This window comes from Lysobacter sp. Soil_C_59 (assembly GCF_057656415.1).
The window spans coordinates 44,986-62,172 of record NZ_JBDGKK010000013.1 but is presented as its reverse complement, the minus strand read 5'-3'; the positions used below and the strand labels follow the sequence as shown (position 1 = coordinate 62,172).

Sequence of the window (17,187 nt, the reverse complement as noted above, 5' to 3'; positions counted from 1 at the left end):
TTGGTTACTTCTTCTTTGGGCCAGCAAAGAAGAAGTGACCCGCCGCTTCAGTGGCGGAAGCTGTTGATGTTGCTTCGGCTAAGGCCAAGGGCAAATGCAACGGCAAAGTCAAAATGGATCCCGGCGTTCGCCGGGATGACGTGACATTGCTGATGGACTGCGGGCCTGGGTCCCGGCGTTCGCCGGGATGACGGCGTGGGCGACTCAACCCACCCCACTGCCCCTGCGAATCGGCACCGGCGCCGTCGCGATGCGTCCCTTCAGATCGGTCATCGTCCCCGGCAACACAACAAGGTACGAGATCAGCTGCTCCGCCAACTCCAGCAGCAAGTCCGCACTGACCTTGTCGATGGTCGCCTCGTCCTCGAACTGACGGCCAAAGGTTCCACTGGGCGCCAGCAACTGCGCGATGTCCTGCAACGGCCGCGACAGATCCATCTCCTTCGGCAGCGCCTCCAGATTCTGCGTCAGCGACTGGTCGCGCTTGTCCTCGCTGAGCAGGCGCGCTGCCAGGCCGGCCAGCAGGTGCCGAACCGTCAGCGCGGTCGCACCCCACTCGGCACGGTTGTAGAGCTTGAGCGCGGACTCGTAACTGCGCGCCAGCGGCGCCGACAGGTTCTGCAGATGCTCCACTCCGGACATCGGCTCGCGACCGGCGGGTCCCGGATAGCAGAACAGCCCGCCTTCCTTGCGCGTGCTGTCGGCTTCCAGCAACTGCACGAAGAGGATCTCCTGCTCGCAGCGCGCACAGGTCAGTTCGCTGGCGGCCAGTTGCCGCCCGTGCTCCTGCCATGTTTTCGCCTCGAAAACCGCCTCTTTCAGGCAGTTCGGGCAGATCATTTCCACCGTACGCGGGAACGTGTTCGAAAACCGGGATTGAACGAGGTTGTCCTGGACGAGTTGCATCGCCGCCTCCTGCCCGTTGGCCTGCTCCCGTTGATGTGAGTCCCCTGGGATGCCTCCCCAAAGGCCTTGAAGCCCACCGCTCACCACACGACCACTGAATACCGGTTCGTTTGTGAATAAAACGTTGTGATCGCGCCATCGAGGACAGCGCGAAGCAGGAATTTTTGAAGATGAATCGAAGCGGGCCGATCAGTGGCGTCGCGGGTAGCGACGAGCGTCACAATCCCTTGGCTGCTTCGGCCACGGCGCGGAACAATGCACGCCCCTTGTTCATCGTCTCCTCCCACTCCTTGGCGGGGTCGGAGTCGTAGACGATGCCGGCACCCGCCTGCACGTGCAGGCGACCGTCCTGGATGACGGCGGTGCGGATGGCGATCGCCGTATCGGCATCGCCGTTCCAGCCCAGGTAGCCGATCGAACCGGCGTAGACGTTGCGCTTGATCGGTTCCAGTTCGCGGATGACTTCCAGCGCGCGGATCTTCGGTGCACCGCTGACGGTGCCGGCCGGGAACGTCGCGCGCAGCACGTCGGAATAACTCAGGCCAGGTTTCAGCGTGCCGGTGACTTCACTGACGATGTGCATGACGTGGCTGTAGCGCTCGATCACGAACTGCTCGCCAACCTGCACCGTGCCCGGTTCGGACACGCGTCCGGCGTCGTTGCGGCCGAGGTCGATCAGCATCAGGTGCTCGGCGCGCTCCTTCGGGTCGGCCAACAGCTCGGCTTCGAGCGCGGCATCTTCTTCCGGCGTGGCGCCGCGCGGGCGCGTGCCGGCAATCGGGCGCACGGTGATCTGACCGTCCTGCAGGCGCACCAGGATCTCCGGCGAGCTGCCGACCACCTGGGTGCCGCCGACGTCGAGGAAGTACATGTACGGCGAAGGATTAAGTGCGCGCAGCGCGCGGTACACGTCGACCGGTCGCGCCAGGAACGGCACGGACAGGCGCTGGCTCAGCACCACCTGGAAGATGTCGCCGGCGCGGATGTATTCCTTCGACTTCTCGACCGCGGTGATGAAGCCCTCGCGGGTGAAGCCGGACACGAAATCGGCCTCGTCCAGCGCACGGCCTTCCAGCGTCTCCGGGTAGCCCGGGCCGCCCTGGCGCAGGCGATGCACCAGCTCATCGAGGCGGCGGTTGGCGCGGGCCAGCGCGCGCGGTTCCTGCGGGTCGGCGTGGACGATCAGGTACAGCCGGCCCTTGAGGTTGTCGAACACCGCCAGCTCGTCGCTCTGCATCAGTAGGATGTCGGGCGTGCCAAGTTCGTCGGGCTTGTGCGTGCCGTCCTTCTCGGGGCCTGCCAGGCGCGGCTCGATGTACTGGATGCATTCGAAGCCGAACCAGCCGACCAGGCCACCGGTGAAACCGGGCAGCCCGGGAATCTTCGGCACGCTGTGCGCCGCGCGCAGGCGTTCGACTTCGGCGAAGGGATCGTCGACGACGCGGCTTTCGACCAGCTCGCCGTCCTCGGTGACGAACAGCATGTGCCCGGCGAAGGCATACACGCGCTGCGCCGGCAGGCCGATGATCGAATAGCGACCGAAACGCTCGCCGCCCTCGACCGATTCGAACAGGTAGGTGTGCGGGCCGTCGGCCAGCTTGAGGTAGACCGACAGCGGTGTATCGAGGTCGCTCAGGACCTCGCGTACGACCGGGATGCGGGTGTGGCCGTCAGCGGCCTGCTGCTGGAACTGTTCGGGAGACGTCACGCAGGGATTCCTTGGAAGGCGAGGGGGCGATCGCTACCGCAAGCGGCCGCCATCGCCAGCCCGTGCAGGCGGAATACCTGCCGGCAGCAAGGAGCCCGACAGCAAGGAACATGGGGTTCGCCCGGGGTGTCGTCGGCGCGCGGTTCATGCGGCTACTTTAACGGCTTCACGCAAGCGGCGCGACGCACGGGTCACTCCGCTGCAAAGGCGCCGACGGGCAAATGCATCAACAGCTTGCCTGGAACGCAGCGGATGTCGAAGCGCCTGGCCTGTACCGGTTCGCCATCGAGATTGAGCGTGAGCGGTTGCTCGCCCTGGATCTCCAGGCGGTCCAGGCGGGCCTGGACGGCATGGCGCGCGAGCGCGGCATCCCGGCCTTCGCTCACCATCGTGGTCATGGTCGCCATCACCTCACCCGACAGCGGCGGAATCACTGTCAAGTCGAGCAGGCCGTCATCGACTCGCGCTTCGGGGCACAGCACATGGCCACCACCGGCCTGGCGTCCATTGCCGACGCCAAGGGCGATGAACTCGCCGTCCCACGCAAAGCCAGGCCCACGCACCCGCGCGCTTACCGGGTCGAACCGGCCAAGGCGAGCGATGCCTGTCACCAGGTAGGCCAGGCTTCCAAGCACCTGCTTGAGGCCGTCATGCGTCTCGACGGTGACATCGGTGCCAAAGCCGCCACTGGCCATGTTTGCGCACCAGCGCAGGTCGCCGTCGGCATCGACCTGCATCATGTCGAACGGCCGCGGTTGCGTCTGTGCGACCAGCAGCAAGGCATCCAGCGGCTGCGTCGGTATGCCGGCGGCTGTGGCGAAATCGTTGGCAGTGCCCAGCGGAACCAGGCCCAGCGATGGTGCACCCACCGCTCCGGTGCAGTGCTCCGCGAGCGCTCCTGCGACCTCTCCCAGCGTGCCGTCGCCACCGCCGGCAAGGAGGCAGTCCACGCCGGTTTCGATGGCCTCTTCGACGTAACGGCTGGCGTCACCGTGTTCCCAGGTCACCCGGACATCGAGCGTGATTCCGCGATCGCGCATGGCGGTGACCGCATCACGCAGGTCATCGTCGCCCGCGGATTTTCCATTGACTATCAATCGCCAGCGAGGTTGTGCCATGGCCCGGTTCGCAACAGGGGAACCCGGAGCCTAACAACGCCGGTGCAAGTGACGGTGAACTGCGGGCACATGAACGCCGCATCACGTTCGTCATCAGTTCGTCATCGTCGATCCGGAATATGGGAGTCCATATCAGGGACGACGGGCGGAGGCTGGATTGCCTCCAATCTTCCGCGGCAAGCCAGCGATGGCTTGCCGCTTTTCATTGGACCGCAGAAAACGCTCAGCGCAGGTCGGTATCGGCCACGACTACCCCATCCTCGTCCGCGCACAGCCAGTCGCCCGGGCGGATCCGGATGCCGCCGAACTCGACGTCGACATCGCGTTCGCCCTCGCCCAGCTTGTCGGTCTTGCGCGGGCATACGCCCAGCGCCTTGACGCCCAGGTTGAGCCCGCCGATCGCGCCGCTGTCGCGGATCACGCCGAACACCACCACGCCGGCCCAGCCGTTCTCGGCAGCCTTGGCGGCGAGCAGGTCGCCAAGCATCGCGCGCCGGGTCGAGCCGCCGGCGTCGACCACCAGCACCCTGCCCTGCCCCGGCTCGGCCACCGCTTCGCGCACGCGCGAGTTGTCCTCGTCGGCCCGGATCGTGCTGACCAGGCCATTGAAGGCCAGGCGGCCGCCGAAATCGCGCAGCGGCAGGTCGAGCACGCGCACCTGCGCGTCATGGAGATCGCACAGGTCGCAGGTGTTCATTTTGCCCTCACTCCGTTGACGGCTGATTTCATCTTGCCGATCACGTCGGCGTAGTCGGGTGCATTGAAGATCGCCGAGCCGGCGACAAACGTGTCGGCGCCCGCGGCCGCGATCTCGGCGATGTTGTCGGCTTTGACGCCGCCGTCGATCTCCAGCCGGATCGGCTTGCCCGTGCGGTCGATCATCGCGCGCACGCGGCGCAGCTTGTCGAGTGCCGACGGAATGAAGCTCTGCCCGCCGAAGCCGGGGTTGACCGACATCAGCAGCACCATGTCGAGGTCCTCGAGCACCCAGTCGAGCACGTCGATGGGCGTGGCCGGATTCAGCACCAGTCCGGCCTGGCAGCCATGCGACTTGATCAGCTGCACGGTGCGGTGCACGTGCGCGCTGGCTTCGGGGTGGAAGCTGATCAGGCTGGCGCCGGCCTTGGCGAAATCCGGAACGATGCGGTCGACCGGCTCGACCATCAGGTGCACGTCGATCGGCGCGGTGACGCCGTGCTTGCGCAGCGCCTCGCAGACCAGCGGGCCGATGGTGAGGTTGGGCACGTAATGGTTGTCCATCACGTCGAAATGGACCCAGTCGGCGCCGGCGGCGAGCACGTTGTCGACCTCCTCGCCGAGTCGGGCGAAGTTGGCCGAAAGGATGGACGGGGCGATGACGGTCGATTGCATGGAAGTTCCTGTTGCCTTGAGTCTGCCTGCTCCCAGGCGCTCGGGGGAAGGCGTGGGGGGATCTCGAACGGGGGCGGCGAGCGGGAGAAGAGTGCTTACCTGCGCTGGCGCAGGGTCTTGATGCGGTCGTAGGCCTGGTTGATCTCGCGGGCCCGGGTCTCGGCCTGCTGGCGCAGCTCGGCGGCGGCGCCGGCCATGCGGTCGGGGTGGTATTGCGAGATCAGCCGGCGGTAGGCCTGGTCGACCTCGGCGTCGGAGGCGTCGGAGGTCAGGCCCAGGGCGGCATAGGGGTTGTCCCGGCGCAGCCTGAACCAGTCGATGTCAAAGGCATGCCCGATCAGCAGCCCCACCAGGGCGCCGAACAGGGGGTTGGTGCGGAACAGGGCGGCTCCGGCGAAGAAGCCCAACAGCTTGCCGTACCAGCGTTTCATCGTCCTCCCCGCGACCCCGGCGGCCGCCTTCCCGGACACCTGTCCAGACCGGGCGCCAGTGTACCTGCACGCCGCGCCAAGCCGGCGTACACTGGCCGGCCCTGTCGCGCGCATGCGCGGGCTCCTGGCAGAGTTCCAGACTGTGGTGTGCGGCGGGGCTTGCGTGCATATCCAGAGGGTTTTGCGTTGTCAACGACACTGCTGCAATCCGACCTCCCGGGCCTGAACCTGCGCCACCGCGGCAAGGTCCGCGACGTGTTCGACCTGCCTGCCGAGCGGCTCCCCGCCGGCGCCGGCGAGTGCCTGCTGATGGTCGCCACCGATCGTCTGTCCGCCTTCGACGTGGTCCTCCCCGACCCGATCCCGGGCAAGGGCGAGATGCTCTGCCAGATCAGCAACTTCTGGTTCGGCAAGACCGAGCACATCATCCGCAACCACCTCACCGGCATTGACGTTGCCTCGGTGCTGCCGGCTGGTGTCGACACCGCGCTGTATGCAAAGCGCGCCGTCGTGACCCGTCGCCTGAAACCGGTGCCGATCGAATGCATCGCGCGCGGCTACCTCATCGGCAGCGGCTGGAAGGACTACCAGCGCACCGGTCGCGTCAGCGGCATCGCCCTGCCCGACGGCCTGCGCCAGGCGGAGATGCTGCCCGAGCCGATCTTCACCCCGTCGACCAAGGCCGCCGTCGGCGACCACGACGAGAACATCGACTTCGACACGGCCGTGCGCACCGTCGGCGCCGACCTGGCCGAACAAGTGCGCGACGCAACCCTGCGCCTGTACAAGTACGCGCGTGACCACGCCGCGCAGCGCGGCATCATCCTGGCCGACACCAAGTTCGAGTTCGGCCTGGATGCCGATGGCCGCCTGTACGTGATGGACGAGATGCTCACGCCGGACTCGTCGCGCTACTGGCCCGCCGACCTGTACGAAGTCGGCACCAGCCCGCCGAGCTACGACAAGCAGTTCGTGCGCGACTACCTGGAGACGCTCGGCTGGGACAAGACCCCGCCCGGCCCGGCGCTGCCGGCGTCGGTGATCGAGCGCACCCGCGCCAAGTACGCCGAGGCGCTGCAGAAGCTGGCCGGCATCAGCATCGACGCTGCCGAGCCGGCTGACACCGTCGGCTGAGCGGGCGGTCGGCTGACACATGGCCTCCAAAGGTCTGCTGTACCTTGCGGGCGCGATCGCTGCCGAAGTGGTCGCGACCAGCGCGTTGAAGGCCTCGGAGGGGTTCACCCGTACGGGGCCGTCGATCGTGGTGGCCGTCGGCTACGGCATCGCCTTCTACCTGCTGTCGCTGACGCTCAAGACCGTCCCGGTCGGACTGGCGTACGCGATCTGGTCGGGAGTGGGCGTGGTGCTGATCGCCCTGATCGGCTGGCTGGTGCTGAAACAGCCGCTGGATGCCGCCGGCATGATCGGCATTGGCCTGATCGTGGCCGGCGTGCTCGTGATCCAGCTATTCTCCCATTCGGCCCCGCATTGAGCGCCGGCCGAGCGCGCCTGGGAGGGACGCCATGAACACCGCAACCGACTCGACGACCGGGTCATCGCAACGACAGATCGACCAGTGGTTCGCCAACTACTCCGGCGACCATCGCAATGCCACCAACCAGCTCATCCACGTGATCTGCGTACCGGCGATCCTGTGGAGCGTGATCGCGCTGCTGTGGTGCATCCCCGCGCCGGGCACGCTGTTCCGCCCCGGCTTCTGGGCCGGGCTGGCGATGCTGGCCAGCGTGCTTTTCTACTACAAGGCCTCGCGCGCCCTCGGCCTTGGCATGGCCGCGGTCTACGTGGTGATGGGCCTGGCGACGCGCTGGATCCACGACAGCTATGGCACCACGACGCTGCTGTGGCTGGGCGTGGGCGTGTTCGTGGTCGCCTGGATCGGCCAGTTCATCGGCCACAGCAAGCTGTACGAAGGCAAGCGCCCGAGCTTCTTCACCGACCTGCGCTATCTGCTGATCGGTCCGGCATGGGTGCTGGCGAAGCTGTATCGGAAGCTGGGCTGGTCGTACTGAAACGCTCGCTGGACCATCCGTCATCCCCGCGAAGGCGGGGATGACCAACCAAGTTCATGACCCCGCGCGATCTCGTCCTCGTCCTGCTCGTCGTCGTCGCCTGGGCGGTCAACTTCCTGACTTCCGCGCTGGCGATGCGCGAGATTCCGCCGTTCCTGTTCACCGCGTTGCGCTTCGCCCTGCTGGCGATGCCGCTGGTGTGGATGCTCAAGCGACCCGCACCGGGCCAGTGGCCGCGCCTGGTCGCGGTGTGCCTGTGCATCGGCGTGCTGCATTTCGGCCTGAGCTTCACCGCGCTGAAGCTCGCCGGCGACCTGTCTTCACCGGCGATCGTGATGCAGAGCTACGTGCCGATGACCACGCTGCTGGCGTGGTGGTGGCTGGGCGAGCGCTTCGCCTGGCGCACCGGCCTGGCCATCGCGGTGAGCTTTGCCGGCGTGCTGGTGCTGGGCTTCGACCCGATCGTGCTCGACCGGCCGATGGCGCTGGTGCTGATGCTGATCTCGGCCGCCTTCCTGGCCGTGGGCACGGTGCTGATGAAGGGTCTGCGCGGACTCGACGTGGTCAGCCAGCAGGGCTGGACGGCAGTGTTCAGCGTGGTGCCGCTGGTGGCGATCAGCGCCTGGCTGGAGCCCGGTGCAATTGCGCAGTTGCCCAATGTCAGCTGGGTCGGCTGGGCAGGCGCGGCCTACGCCGCCTTCGTGTCATCGCTGCTCGGCCACGGCCTGTACTACGTGCTCGTGCAGCGTTACCCGGTCGCGCAGGTGACACCGTGGCTGCTGCTGGTGCCGGTGCTCGCGATCGGCCTGGGCGTCGCGTACTGGGGCGATCGTCCGGGGCCGCGCCTGCTGTTCGGCGGTGCGATGGTGCTGGGCGGCGTGTTGCTGATCGCGCTGCGTGCGCTGAGCAAAGCGCGCCCGGTCGCGAGGGCCGAAGAGTTGTAGGAGCGAGCTTGCTCGCGATAGCCGTCGACCGAGCCGGCGCGATGTTCGCGTGCAAGCTCGCTCCTACCCGTTCAAGCCTCGTCGTCGCGCGGCTCGAACATGTCGGCACGCGGACGGAACAACCGCGGCGAATAACCAAAGTCGCGCTGGGCCGGCGCCACGTCGAACACCAGGTCGCTGCGCATGCGGCGCACCGCCGCCTCGCCCAGTCCGGTCGCGCGACCGGTCATCTGCGCCAGCAGCAGCGCCAGGCTGAACATCGGCGATGGCAGCTCGACCAGGGTCGGCGGCGGCTGCAGGCAGGCCAGCACGCGCGCGACCATGTCGCGGTAGCTCAGCGTTTCGCCGCCCGGCAATGCATAGGCGCGACCATGTGCAGCGGCCACGCCGTGGCATGCGAATGCGGCCGCGGCAAGGTCATCGACATGTACCGGCTGGCGCAGGCCATTGGCGCCGCGTGGCAGCGGAAACCGCCCCCAGCGCCGCGCGAGGTGGGCGATGCGCGTCAGCGTCGCATCGCGACCGACGCCGTACATCAGCGTCGGCCGCAACACGGTCGCGGCGGCGCCGCGCGTATCGGCCGCCGCAAACAGGCGATCCTCGCCCTCGCGCAGGCGCTGGGCGACATCACGCTCGCCGGCATCGGCCGAACCGCGCTTGACCTCGATGCTGGTCGAGCCGAAGGCAATCACCCGTGCAGCCTCGATCGACGATGCGCCGTACCACTGCGCGAATGCATCGAGGGGACCGCAGCTGAAAATCGCGTCGACACGGCCGGGAAGACCGTCGACATGGCCAAGATGACCGCGCAGCCAGTGCAGACCGGGCTGGTCCGACTGCGGCGCACGCGAGACCGCGATCACGCGCCAGCCATCGCCGTGCAGGCGTCCAAGCAGTGGGAAGCCGATCTGCCCGCTCGCGCCGAATACCAGTGCATGGCGCATCGGTCAGCTGCCCGCCTGCGTGCGCGCCGGCAGCGTGAAGCGCAGCCAGAAGTATCCGATCAGCGCCGACACCAGCGAGGCGAGCAGCACGCCGAGCACGGCCTCTTCGTAGAGCACCGGGTCGCGATAGGCCAGCGAACCGATGAAAAGGCTCATGGTGAAGCCGATGCCGCACATCACGCCCAGGCCGAGCATCGCGCGCAGGTCCATGCCGTCCGGGAAACGCGCCCAGCCCAGCGCGCGCATCAGCAGAGCCGCAGCGACGATGCCGACCGGCTTGCCGACGAACAGGCCGATCACCACGCCCATCGGCAGCGGCGAGAGCATGTCGTCCATGCTCAGCCCACCCAGGACCAGGCCGGCGTTCACGAAGGCGAACAGCGGCAGGATCGCGTACGCCACCCACGGATGCAGCGCGTGTTCGAGCGACTCCAGCGGTGAATGCTCGACCTCGTCGTCGATGCCGTTGCCGCGGTCGACGTGCGGGATCATCAGGCCGGTGACGACGCCGGCGAGCGTGGCGTGCACGCCGGACTTGAGCACGCACACCCACAGCACCACGCCCAGCAGCAGGTACGGCGCAAGGCGGCGCACGCCACGACGGTTGAGCAGGAACATGCCGGCGATGGCCGCGCCGGCCCAGGCCAACGCCACCATCGACAGGCCGTGCGAATAGAACAGCGCGATGATGATGATCGCGATCAGGTCGTCGACCACCGCTATGGTCGACAGCAGCAGCTTCATGCCGCTGGGCACGCGTGAGCCAAGCAGGGCCAGCACGCCCAGGGCGAAGGCGATGTCGGTCGCCGTGGGCACGGCCCAGCCGCGCATGGCTTCGGCGTTGTCGTGGTTGAAGGCGGTGAACAGCAGCGCCGGCACGGCCACGCCGGCGAAGGCGCAGACCATCGGCAGGATCAGCTGCTCGCGGCTGGCGAGCTGGCCGCTCAGCGATTCGCGCTTGATCTCCAGCGCGACCAGCAGGAAGAAGATCGCCATCAGGCCGTCGTTGATCCACAGCAGCAACGGCTTGGCGATGTCGAGCTCGCCCACGCGCACCTGCACCGGCATATCGCGGAAAGCGTCATAGGCCGGGGACAGTGGCGAATTGGCCGCGATCATCGCCAGTACCGCGGCACCGATCAGCATGATGCCGCCGGCCGCTTCGAGGCGGAAGAATTCGCTCAGGGCGCGCAGCCCGCGAGGCGAATTCGCGGGGCGGGCGTGGGCGTGGGCGTTTTCGTTCATCGCGGCAGTATAGCGACCGGCGGTTTGTGCCCCGTCAGCGCCGCTCCGTGAGGATCAGCCGCGCATCACCAGCAGCTCGAAGGCCACCCAGGCCAGGAAGGCGATCATCAGCGCCGCGCCTTCGTTCTTGCTCACGCGCAGGTCGCCGCGCAGCATCGGGTAGAGCATCAGCGCGAACACGCCGGCAGCCGGCAGCTCGAAGCGGACGAACGATTCCGGCAATGCCAGTGAGCCGTCGATGACAGCCATGCCGCCAATCACGACCAACAGATTGAAAAGGCTGGCGCCGATGACGTGACCGGCAACGATGTCGCCCTGGCCGCGTCGTGCCGCGGCGATCGCGGCGGCGACTTCAGGCAGTGCCGTACCGATGGCCACCGGCAGCAGACCGGTCAGCAGCGCTGCCATGCCCAGTCCCTCGCCGATCGTCGGCGCGCTGTCCACGACCAGCTTGGAACCGAAGTACAGCAGCACGGCCGCAATCGCGAAGCGCAGCAGGTTCAGCCACAGGTCGCTGCTAGTGCGCGCGAACGCGGCGATGGCATCCTGCAACTCGGGCGCTTCGCGGCGCGTGCGCGCTGCGGCGAACGCAATCACCGCGACGAAGGCAAGGATCAGGATCAGGCCATCGACTCGCGACAGCACGCCATCCAGGCCCATCAGCACGACGGCCAGCGTACCGGCGAGCAACATCAACAGCAGCGGCGCCAGCGCGCGCCAGCGAAGCACCACCGGCGCGACCAGTGCAGCGGCGCCGAGCGTCAGACCGAAGTTAGCGACGTTGCTGCCGACGGCATTGCCCAGCGCCAGCGCCGGTTGTCCGCGCAGGATCGCCTGCAGGTTGACGGCCAGCTCCGGCAAGGAGGTACCGAATGCCACCAGCACCAGGCCGGCGACGAATGGCGAAGCCCCGATGCGCTGCGCCAGGCCAGAAGCACCCTTGACGATCGAGTCGCCTCCCAGTGCCAGCAGCACCAGCCCCAGTACAAACCAGCCCATGGCCTCAAACATCGCGTCATCCCCCCGGTGTCAACACGACTCGACCGGCGATTCTATGCCTATACGGCCTGCTCGCGTCCAGCAACGCGTCTCAGGAACAGCCTTCCACGTAATCCACCTGCGGCGGCACACCGATACGCCACGAGCTGACCACGCCTTTTGCATCGGTTTCGAAGAGCAGCACACCCGGCCCACCGCCAGCATCGGCAATGCGCAGGTAGTGGCCGCCGTCGACGTACTTGTGCGGCTGCCTGTTGATGCGACCGGCATAGAGCCGGTCGATGTCCTGGGCGCTCATGCCGACCTTGCCTCCGCCCGGCGCCTCGATGTCGACAGCGTCGACATCCACGCGCGCGAAGCGATCGTTCTCGATCATGAAACCCAATCGGTAACCGTTTGCACTGCGCGCTTGCGGCAACAGGTAGTAACAGCCGCCCGGCTCTGCGGGTTTCTCGTCACCCAGGTCAGAGCCCCACGCCATCCGCACCTGCTCGTCGCTGGCGCCGAACTGCGCCGGGCCGAATCCGGCGAAACCAATCGTGCCTGGCGCCGGCATGGCGCCCCGCACCGGGGCGACGGGATCGGGCCTGGGCGCCGCAGCGACTGTTGCCTGCGGTGCAACAGTCGCCGATGAAGCCGGCGCTGCAACGGCAGGCGCCTGCGTGGTGCGTTCGCCACACGCCGCAAGGCCGAGCACCGCCAGGGACAACCACCACTTCACCGTCACTGCTCCACAACCAAACAAGGCAAGTGGGGCAGCCTACGCGTCGGCCGTGAACGTGGCGCATAGGCGCGGCGCATCGAAGCACCGCGCACCACGCGGGATCAGTCCGCGCTGAAGTGCTTCTTCAAGCCAGCCCAGCAGGCCTGGTAATCGCGCTGGCGATGCGCGGCCTGCATGGCCTGCACGGTCGGTCGGATCACTGCACGGGTTTCGAACATGAACGCCATGGTGTCGGCGATCACATCCGGCTTGGCCAGGTCGGCGGCGCTGGCCTTCTCGAACGTCGCCGCGTCCGGGCCGTGCCCGCTCATCGAGTTGTGCAGCGAGGCGCCGCCCGGCGAGAAGCCTTCGGCCTTGGCGTCATAGGCACCGTGCACCAGGCCCATGAACTCGCTGGCGATGTTGCGGTGGAACCACGGCGGGCGAAACGTGTCCTGTGCCACCAGCCAGCGCGGCGGGAAGATCACGAAGTCCAGGTTGCTGGTCCCCGGCGTGTCGCTGGGCGAATGCAGCACCAGGAAGATGCTCGGATCCGGGTGGTCGTAGCTGATCGAACCGATGGTGTTGAAGCGGCGCAAGTCGTATTGGCACGGTGCGTAGTTGCCGTGCCATGCCACCACGTCCAGCGGCGAATGGCCGATGTCGGCGCGCCACAGGTGCCCTTGGAACTTGGCGATCAGCTCGAACTCGCCGTCGACGTCTTCATAGGCGGCGTTGGGCGTAAGGAAGTCGCGCGAATTGGCCAGGCCGTTGCTGCCGATAGGGCCCAGGTCCGGCAACTGCAGCATCGCGCCGAAGTTCTCGCAGACATAGCCGCGCGCTTCTCCGTCGGGCAGCGACACCGCGAAGCGCACACCGCGCGGAATAACCGCGATCTGCTGCGGTTCGATCTCCAGCACGCCCATCTCGGTGGCGATATGCAGGCGCCCCTGCTGCGGCACGATCAACAGCTCGCCGTCGGCGTCGTAGAAGTAGCGGCCCTGCATGTCGCGGTTGGCGGCGAACAGATGGATGCCGACGCCATTCTGCCCGGCCGGCGAGCCGTTGCCGGCCATGGTGAACAGACCGTCGATGAAGTCGACCGGCTGCTGCGGCATCGGCAGCGGACTCCAGCGCAGCTGGTCCGGCGGCACCGGGCCATCGCCGAAGTCGTTGTGGAAGCGTGGCTGCTCGTAGGCCGCAAACGTGCCGTGCATGGCCGCCGGGCGGATCCGGTACAGCCAGCTACGCCTGTTGGCATGGCGCGGCGCGGTGAATGCCGTACCCGACAACTGCTCGGCATAGAGACCGTGCGCGACGCGCTGGGGGGAGTTGCGCCCCTGCGGCAGCGAGCCGGCGACGGCCTCGCTGGCGAACTCGTTGCCGAAACCGGATTGGTAGCCGTTGCTGCGGATGGTCATGCAGGCATCGCTTGGTTGAAGCCCTTCTCCCGCTGGCGGGAGAAGGGTCGGGTTGAGGGCGTGGTCAGCCGAACCTTACAGCACGCCGCGGCGCATCTGGTCGCGTTCGATGCTCTCGAACAGCGCCTGGAAGTTGCCTTCGCCGAAGCCTTCGTTGCCCTTGCGTTGGATGATCTCGAAGAAGATCGGTCCGATCGCGTTCTGGGTGAAGATCTGCAGCAGCTTGCGCTGGTGGGTTTCCGGGTCGGCGTCGATCAGGATCTTGTTGCGCGCCAGACGCGCAACGTCCTCACCGTGGTTGGGCACGCGCTGGTCGATCACGTCGAAGTAGGTGTCGGGCGTGTCGAGGAACTGCACGCCCTGCGCGCGCATCGCTTCGACCGTGTCGTAGATGTTGTCGGTGAAGCAGGCGATGTGCTGGATGCCCTCGCCCTTGTAGGCGTCGAGGTATTCGTTGATCTGCGACTTCGGATCCGACGACTCGTTGAGCGGGATGCGGACGATGCCGTCCGGCGCCGTCATCGCCTTCGACACCAGGCCGGTCTTGGCGCCCTTGATGTCGAAGTAGCGGATCTCGCGGAAGTTGAACAGCCGCTCGTAGTAGTCCGACCACTGCTGCATGTTGCCGAAGTACAGGTTGTGGGTCAGGTGGTCGATGAAGGTCAGGCCAAAGCCCTTCGGGTCCTGGTCGGCGCCCTGCACCGGCAGGTAGTCGTCTGCATACATCGAACCGGCGCTGCCGTAGCGGTCGACCAGGTACAGCATGCAGTCGCCGATGCCCTTGACCACCGGCGCGTCGACGGCGCGGCTGTCAGCCTTGTCTGTGATCGCTTCGCCGCCGTTGCCGACGACCGCGTTGAACACATCGGCGCTGGGCTTCTTGAAGCGGATCGCGAAACCGCAGGCGCTGGGGCCGTGCTTGGCGGCGAAGTCGGCCGCGAAACTGTCCGGGTCTTCATTGACCAGGAAGTTCACCCCGCCCTGGCGGTACACGGTGATCGGACGGGTCTTGTGGTGCAGCACGGCGGTGAAGCCGAGCTTGCGGAAATAGTCGTGCAGCAGCTCGCCCTGGCCGGCCGGGGCGGCGAACTCGACGAACTCGAAGCCGTCGATGCCGAGCGGATTTTCGAACGTGGTGACTTGCATGCCGAGGTTGGGCTGCACATTCATGGCATTGTTCTCAGGTAGCGGCGACGCCCGCTTGGGGACGGCCTGGATCAGAAGAGGCCGTTATAGTTTCAATTGAAACCATAATCAAGGCCCATCGCAACAAATGAACGACCCCACGCAGAATGACCGCTGGCCCGTTCAGCGCCCGACCCGCCCCCAGGTGGGCCCGGACCATGCCCAGCTCGACCTGGAGCATTTCCTGCCGTATCGCCTGTCGGTACTGAGCAACCGCGTCAGCGGCACGATCGCGCGCATCTACACCGAGCGTTTCGCCCTGAGCATTACCGAGTGGCGGGTGATGGCCGTGCTCGGGCGCTATCCGGACCTGTCGGCCAACGAGGTCGCCCAGCGCACGGCGATGGACAAGGTCGCCGTCAGCCGCGCGGTCGCCCGCCTGCTCGAAGCCGGACGCCTGCAGCGCGAGATCCACGGTGACGACCGTCGCCGCTCGGTGCTGCGCCTGTCGGAGGCCGGCTACGGGATCTACGACGAGGTCGCGCCGTTGGCGCTGGAGTTCGAGCGCCGCCTGCTGCAGGGCATCGACGATACCGAGCGGGCACTGCTGTTCCGCCTGCTCGACCGCCTCGACGAACTGGAACTGCGCGCGGACGCGGAGCAGCCGGCGCCTTAGCCTGTCACCCGTGCTCGATCGAAATCACCCGCCACGCCGGGAACTCGCTGCCGACGTCGGGCGTATCGATCCACCCGCACGCCAGCAGCCCGTCATCGCTGCCGGCTTCGCACAGGTACACCGCGACCGCGCCGCGCTGCTGCTCGGTGCGCACGATCGCCCAGCCGGCGGGCAAGGCCCGCTTCTCGCGCCGGTACTCCACGGCCAGGAATGGGGTTGCATCGGCTTCGAGGATCTCGCGGCCCGCCGATGACTCGTGTGCGGTCACCGTGGCGATCTCGGCGTCGAGCTGCGGCGGCACCGGTGGCCGCTCGATCACCAGGCCATGCCCCTCCAGTCGCGCGGCGACCTCGCCCGGCACCGCATACGCCAGTGGCCGGCGTACCGACTGTTCGGCCACGAAGCGGCCGATGTAAGGCACCTTCACGTTGATCGGCTCGCCTTCGAGCATGTACGGCGCGCGCGTGAGCACTTCGACCTCCAGGTCCTCGAAGGCTTCCAGGCGGTAGCGCACTGCGATCTCGTCAGGCGGCATCTCGCAGTTGTCGAGCAGCACGACGATCTGCGCGCCGTTCGCAGCGACATAGGCGAGCGTTTCGCGGACGAACGCGTACGTGGTCAGCACGCGCTGTTCGAAGCTGATGTAGGCGTAGGTTTCCAGCAGCAGGTCGAGGCGGTTGCACAGGCCGCGGTAGTTGCCGCCGAAACGCGGATGGTGGGTGTAGGTGATCCAGCCGCTGCCCTCGCCGCCTTCGTCGCGCAGGAAGTTTCCGTAGTAGAACGTGTCGCGGCCGTCGTTCTCCTTCACCGCCGCGGTCACCGCCGGCAGCAACTGGTCGCGCATGAACTCGATCGGCTCGCTGCGCCCGCTCAGCGCGGTGTGCGGAATGTCGTAAGTCAGGTCGAAACGGTGGATCGACCCGTTGGTGGCGTGGCAGTCGATGCTCAGGTGCGGATTCCACGGGTGCATCACCCGCGTCTGCAGCAGCCGCATCTCCGGCGCCTGCTGGCGCATGTAGTCGCGGTTGAGGTTGATGCCGGCGGCGTTCACGCGGGTGCCGACGCCGCTGTCGGGTCCGAGCTGACCGGTGAAGTGGGCGATGTCGAGGCGGCGGTTTTCCGGATCGATGCGCTCGTTGCCATCGGCGTTGAACAGCGGCACCAGCAGCAAGGTGATGTGCGCCAGCAGATCGCCGTGCGCGCCATCGAGCAGGTCGCGCACGAACATCAGTCCGGCTTCCTTGCCTTCGACTTCGCCGGCGTGGATGCCGCACATCACCAGCACCACGGGCAAACCCAGCTTGCGCGCCTGCTCCGGCGTGGTCACGCCGGTGGCCGAGAGCACCAGCAGCGGCAGCGTGCGCCCCTCCGGGGTCTGGCCGAAGTCGGTGACGTGCAGGCGCGGGTCGTTGCGAGCGGCAAGTTCGTCGATGAACGCCATCACGTCGGCATGGCGCGAGGTGAAGGTGTAGCCGCTGCTTTCGGCGCGGGTCAGCGGGGAGGGCTGCGGCATGTCGGTCATGTCGGGGATCTGGCGGAGCGAAGGCAGCTACCTTACGCGGGTGG

At 67.1% G+C, this 17,187-nt stretch carries 18 protein-coding genes; 5 read left to right on the top strand and 13 right to left on the bottom strand.

Annotation, left to right across the window (positions count from 1 at the left end; translation table 11 throughout):
• Positions 1 to 204: 204 nt before the first annotated feature.
• The 6 genes from AC3A3Q_RS17925 to AC3A3Q_RS17900 all read right to left on the bottom strand — a co-directional run bounded on the left by AC3A3Q_RS17925 (position 205) and on the right by AC3A3Q_RS17900 (position 5,534).
• The gene (locus AC3A3Q_RS17925; protein ID WP_487587517.1) at positions 205 to 906 is read right to left on the bottom strand and encodes a zinc ribbon domain-containing protein; all 702 of its coding nucleotides are present in this window, start codon (positions 904 to 906) and stop codon (positions 205 to 207) included.
• Positions 907 to 1,123: 217 nt separating this feature from the next.
• Entirely contained in the window at positions 1,124 to 2,614 is a 1,491-nt protein-coding gene (gene trpE, locus AC3A3Q_RS17920) for an anthranilate synthase component I (RefSeq protein WP_487587516.1), read from the bottom strand.
• Between the two features lie 191 nt (positions 2,615 to 2,805).
• Positions 2,806 to 3,732 (bottom strand): lipid kinase YegS, encoded by a 927-nt coding sequence (yegS, locus tag AC3A3Q_RS17915; RefSeq protein WP_487587515.1) that lies wholly within the window; start codon positions 3,730 to 3,732, stop codon positions 2,806 to 2,808.
• A 223-nt stretch (positions 3,733 to 3,955) separates the two neighbouring features.
• Positions 3,956 to 4,429, bottom strand: coding sequence for a ribonuclease E activity regulator RraA (rraA, locus tag AC3A3Q_RS17910; protein WP_158733909.1), 474 nt, complete (start codon positions 4,427 to 4,429; stop codon positions 3,956 to 3,958).
• Complete coding sequence (rpe, locus tag AC3A3Q_RS17905; protein WP_487587514.1) at positions 4,426 to 5,103, bottom strand: ribulose-phosphate 3-epimerase; 678 nt, start codon at positions 5,101 to 5,103, stop codon at positions 4,426 to 4,428. The genes rraA and rpe overlap by 4 nt, the downstream gene beginning before the upstream one ends.
• A gap of 95 nt (positions 5,104 to 5,198) precedes the next feature.
• Positions 5,199 to 5,534, bottom strand: a complete 336-nt coding sequence (locus AC3A3Q_RS17900) for a J domain-containing protein (RefSeq protein WP_487587513.1) — start codon at positions 5,532 to 5,534, stop codon at positions 5,199 to 5,201.
• Positions 5,535 to 5,720: 186 nt separating this feature from the next.
• On the opposite strand from AC3A3Q_RS17900, the gene AC3A3Q_RS17895 reads away from it, so the two are divergent.
• The 4 genes from AC3A3Q_RS17895 to AC3A3Q_RS17880 are packed head-to-tail and all read left to right on the top strand — an operon-like array spanning position 5,721 to position 8,508.
• Positions 5,721 to 6,668 (top strand): phosphoribosylaminoimidazolesuccinocarboxamide synthase, encoded by a 948-nt coding sequence (locus tag AC3A3Q_RS17895; protein ID WP_487587512.1) that lies wholly within the window; start codon positions 5,721 to 5,723, stop codon positions 6,666 to 6,668.
• Positions 6,669 to 6,687: 19 nt separating this feature from the next.
• Entirely contained in the window at positions 6,688 to 7,026 is a 339-nt protein-coding gene (locus AC3A3Q_RS17890; protein WP_487587511.1) for a DMT family transporter, read from the top strand.
• 31 nt (positions 7,027 to 7,057) lie between these two features.
• Positions 7,058 to 7,564: an Mpo1 family 2-hydroxy fatty acid dioxygenase gene (locus AC3A3Q_RS17885; protein WP_487587510.1), complete on the top strand. Its 507-nt coding sequence runs from the start codon at positions 7,058 to 7,060 to the stop codon at positions 7,562 to 7,564.
• 56 nt (positions 7,565 to 7,620) lie between these two features.
• Positions 7,621 to 8,508: a DMT family transporter gene (locus AC3A3Q_RS17880; RefSeq protein WP_487587509.1), complete on the top strand. Its 888-nt coding sequence runs from the start codon at positions 7,621 to 7,623 to the stop codon at positions 8,506 to 8,508.
• Between the two features lie 71 nt (positions 8,509 to 8,579).
• Here the strand turns inward: AC3A3Q_RS17880 and AC3A3Q_RS17875 are convergent, their stop codons facing one another.
• From AC3A3Q_RS17875 to hppD, 6 genes are all read right to left on the bottom strand, one after another.
• On the bottom strand, positions 8,580 to 9,452 hold the full coding sequence (locus AC3A3Q_RS17875) for an NAD-dependent epimerase/dehydratase family protein (RefSeq protein WP_487587508.1): 873 nt from the start codon (positions 9,450 to 9,452) through the stop codon (positions 8,580 to 8,582).
• A 3-nt stretch (positions 9,453 to 9,455) separates the two neighbouring features.
• Complete coding sequence (nhaA, locus tag AC3A3Q_RS17870) at positions 9,456 to 10,697, bottom strand: Na+/H+ antiporter NhaA (protein ID WP_487587507.1); 1,242 nt, start codon at positions 10,695 to 10,697, stop codon at positions 9,456 to 9,458.
• Positions 10,698 to 10,751: 54 nt separating this feature from the next.
• Entirely contained in the window at positions 10,752 to 11,708 is a 957-nt protein-coding gene (locus tag AC3A3Q_RS17865) for a sodium:calcium antiporter (protein ID WP_487587506.1), read from the bottom strand.
• A 79-nt stretch (positions 11,709 to 11,787) separates the two neighbouring features.
• Positions 11,788 to 12,417 carry a hypothetical protein gene (locus AC3A3Q_RS17860; RefSeq protein WP_487587505.1) on the bottom strand — a complete coding sequence of 210 codons (630 nt, stop codon included), beginning with the start codon at positions 12,415 to 12,417 and terminating at the stop codon, positions 11,788 to 11,790.
• A gap of 104 nt (positions 12,418 to 12,521) precedes the next feature.
• Complete coding sequence (gene hmgA / locus AC3A3Q_RS17855) at positions 12,522 to 13,820, bottom strand: homogentisate 1,2-dioxygenase (RefSeq protein WP_487587504.1); 1,299 nt, start codon at positions 13,818 to 13,820, stop codon at positions 12,522 to 12,524.
• 75 nt (positions 13,821 to 13,895) lie between these two features.
• Positions 13,896 to 14,990, bottom strand: a complete 1,095-nt coding sequence (hppD, locus tag AC3A3Q_RS17850) for a 4-hydroxyphenylpyruvate dioxygenase (protein ID WP_487587503.1) — start codon at positions 14,988 to 14,990, stop codon at positions 13,896 to 13,898.
• 103 nt (positions 14,991 to 15,093) lie between these two features.
• Between hppD and AC3A3Q_RS17845 the strand changes: the two genes are divergently transcribed.
• Positions 15,094 to 15,621: a MarR family winged helix-turn-helix transcriptional regulator gene (locus tag AC3A3Q_RS17845; RefSeq protein WP_487587502.1), complete on the top strand. Its 528-nt coding sequence runs from the start codon at positions 15,094 to 15,096 to the stop codon at positions 15,619 to 15,621.
• A 4-nt stretch (positions 15,622 to 15,625) separates the two neighbouring features.
• Here the strand turns inward: AC3A3Q_RS17845 and AC3A3Q_RS17840 are convergent, their stop codons facing one another.
• Positions 15,626 to 17,134 carry a M14 family metallopeptidase gene (locus AC3A3Q_RS17840; RefSeq protein WP_487587501.1) on the bottom strand — a complete coding sequence of 503 codons (1,509 nt, stop codon included), beginning with the start codon at positions 17,132 to 17,134 and terminating at the stop codon, positions 15,626 to 15,628.
• Positions 17,135 to 17,187: the final 53 nt, after the last annotated feature.

Bases quoted from the DNA above. Each gene is read 5' to 3' on its own strand.
- AC3A3Q_RS17880 (WP_487587509.1), top strand. From the start codon at position 7,621: ATGACCCCGCGCGATCTCGTCCTCGTCCTGCTCGTCGTCGTCGCCTGG.
- AC3A3Q_RS17925 (WP_487587517.1), bottom strand. From the start codon at position 906: ATGCAACTCGTCCAGGACAACCTCGTTCAATCCCGGTTTTCGAACACG.
- AC3A3Q_RS17840 (WP_487587501.1), bottom strand. From the start codon at position 17,134: ATGCCGCAGCCCTCCCCGCTGACCCGCGCCGAAAGCAGCGGCTACACC.
- hppD (WP_487587503.1), bottom strand. From the start codon at position 14,990: ATGAATGTGCAGCCCAACCTCGGCATGCAAGTCACCACGTTCGAAAAT.
- AC3A3Q_RS17885 (WP_487587510.1), top strand. From the start codon at position 7,058: ATGAACACCGCAACCGACTCGACGACCGGGTCATCGCAACGACAGATC.
- rraA (WP_158733909.1), bottom strand. From the start codon at position 4,429: ATGAACACCTGCGACCTGTGCGATCTCCATGACGCGCAGGTGCGCGTG.
- nhaA (WP_487587507.1), bottom strand. From the start codon at position 10,697: ATGAACGAAAACGCCCACGCCCACGCCCGCCCCGCGAATTCGCCTCGC.
- yegS (WP_487587515.1), bottom strand. From the start codon at position 3,732: ATGGCACAACCTCGCTGGCGATTGATAGTCAATGGAAAATCCGCGGGC.
- AC3A3Q_RS17900 (WP_487587513.1), bottom strand. From the start codon at position 5,534: ATGAAACGCTGGTACGGCAAGCTGTTGGGCTTCTTCGCCGGAGCCGCC.
- hmgA (WP_487587504.1), bottom strand. From the start codon at position 13,820: ATGACCATCCGCAGCAACGGCTACCAATCCGGTTTCGGCAACGAGTTC.
- AC3A3Q_RS17890 (WP_487587511.1), top strand. From the start codon at position 6,688: ATGGCCTCCAAAGGTCTGCTGTACCTTGCGGGCGCGATCGCTGCCGAA.
- rpe (WP_487587514.1), bottom strand. From the start codon at position 5,103: ATGCAATCGACCGTCATCGCCCCGTCCATCCTTTCGGCCAACTTCGCC.
- AC3A3Q_RS17845 (WP_487587502.1), top strand. From the start codon at position 15,094: ATGAACGACCCCACGCAGAATGACCGCTGGCCCGTTCAGCGCCCGACC.
- AC3A3Q_RS17865 (WP_487587506.1), bottom strand. From the start codon at position 11,708: ATGTTTGAGGCCATGGGCTGGTTTGTACTGGGGCTGGTGCTGCTGGCA.
- AC3A3Q_RS17875 (WP_487587508.1), bottom strand. From the start codon at position 9,452: ATGCGCCATGCACTGGTATTCGGCGCGAGCGGGCAGATCGGCTTCCCA.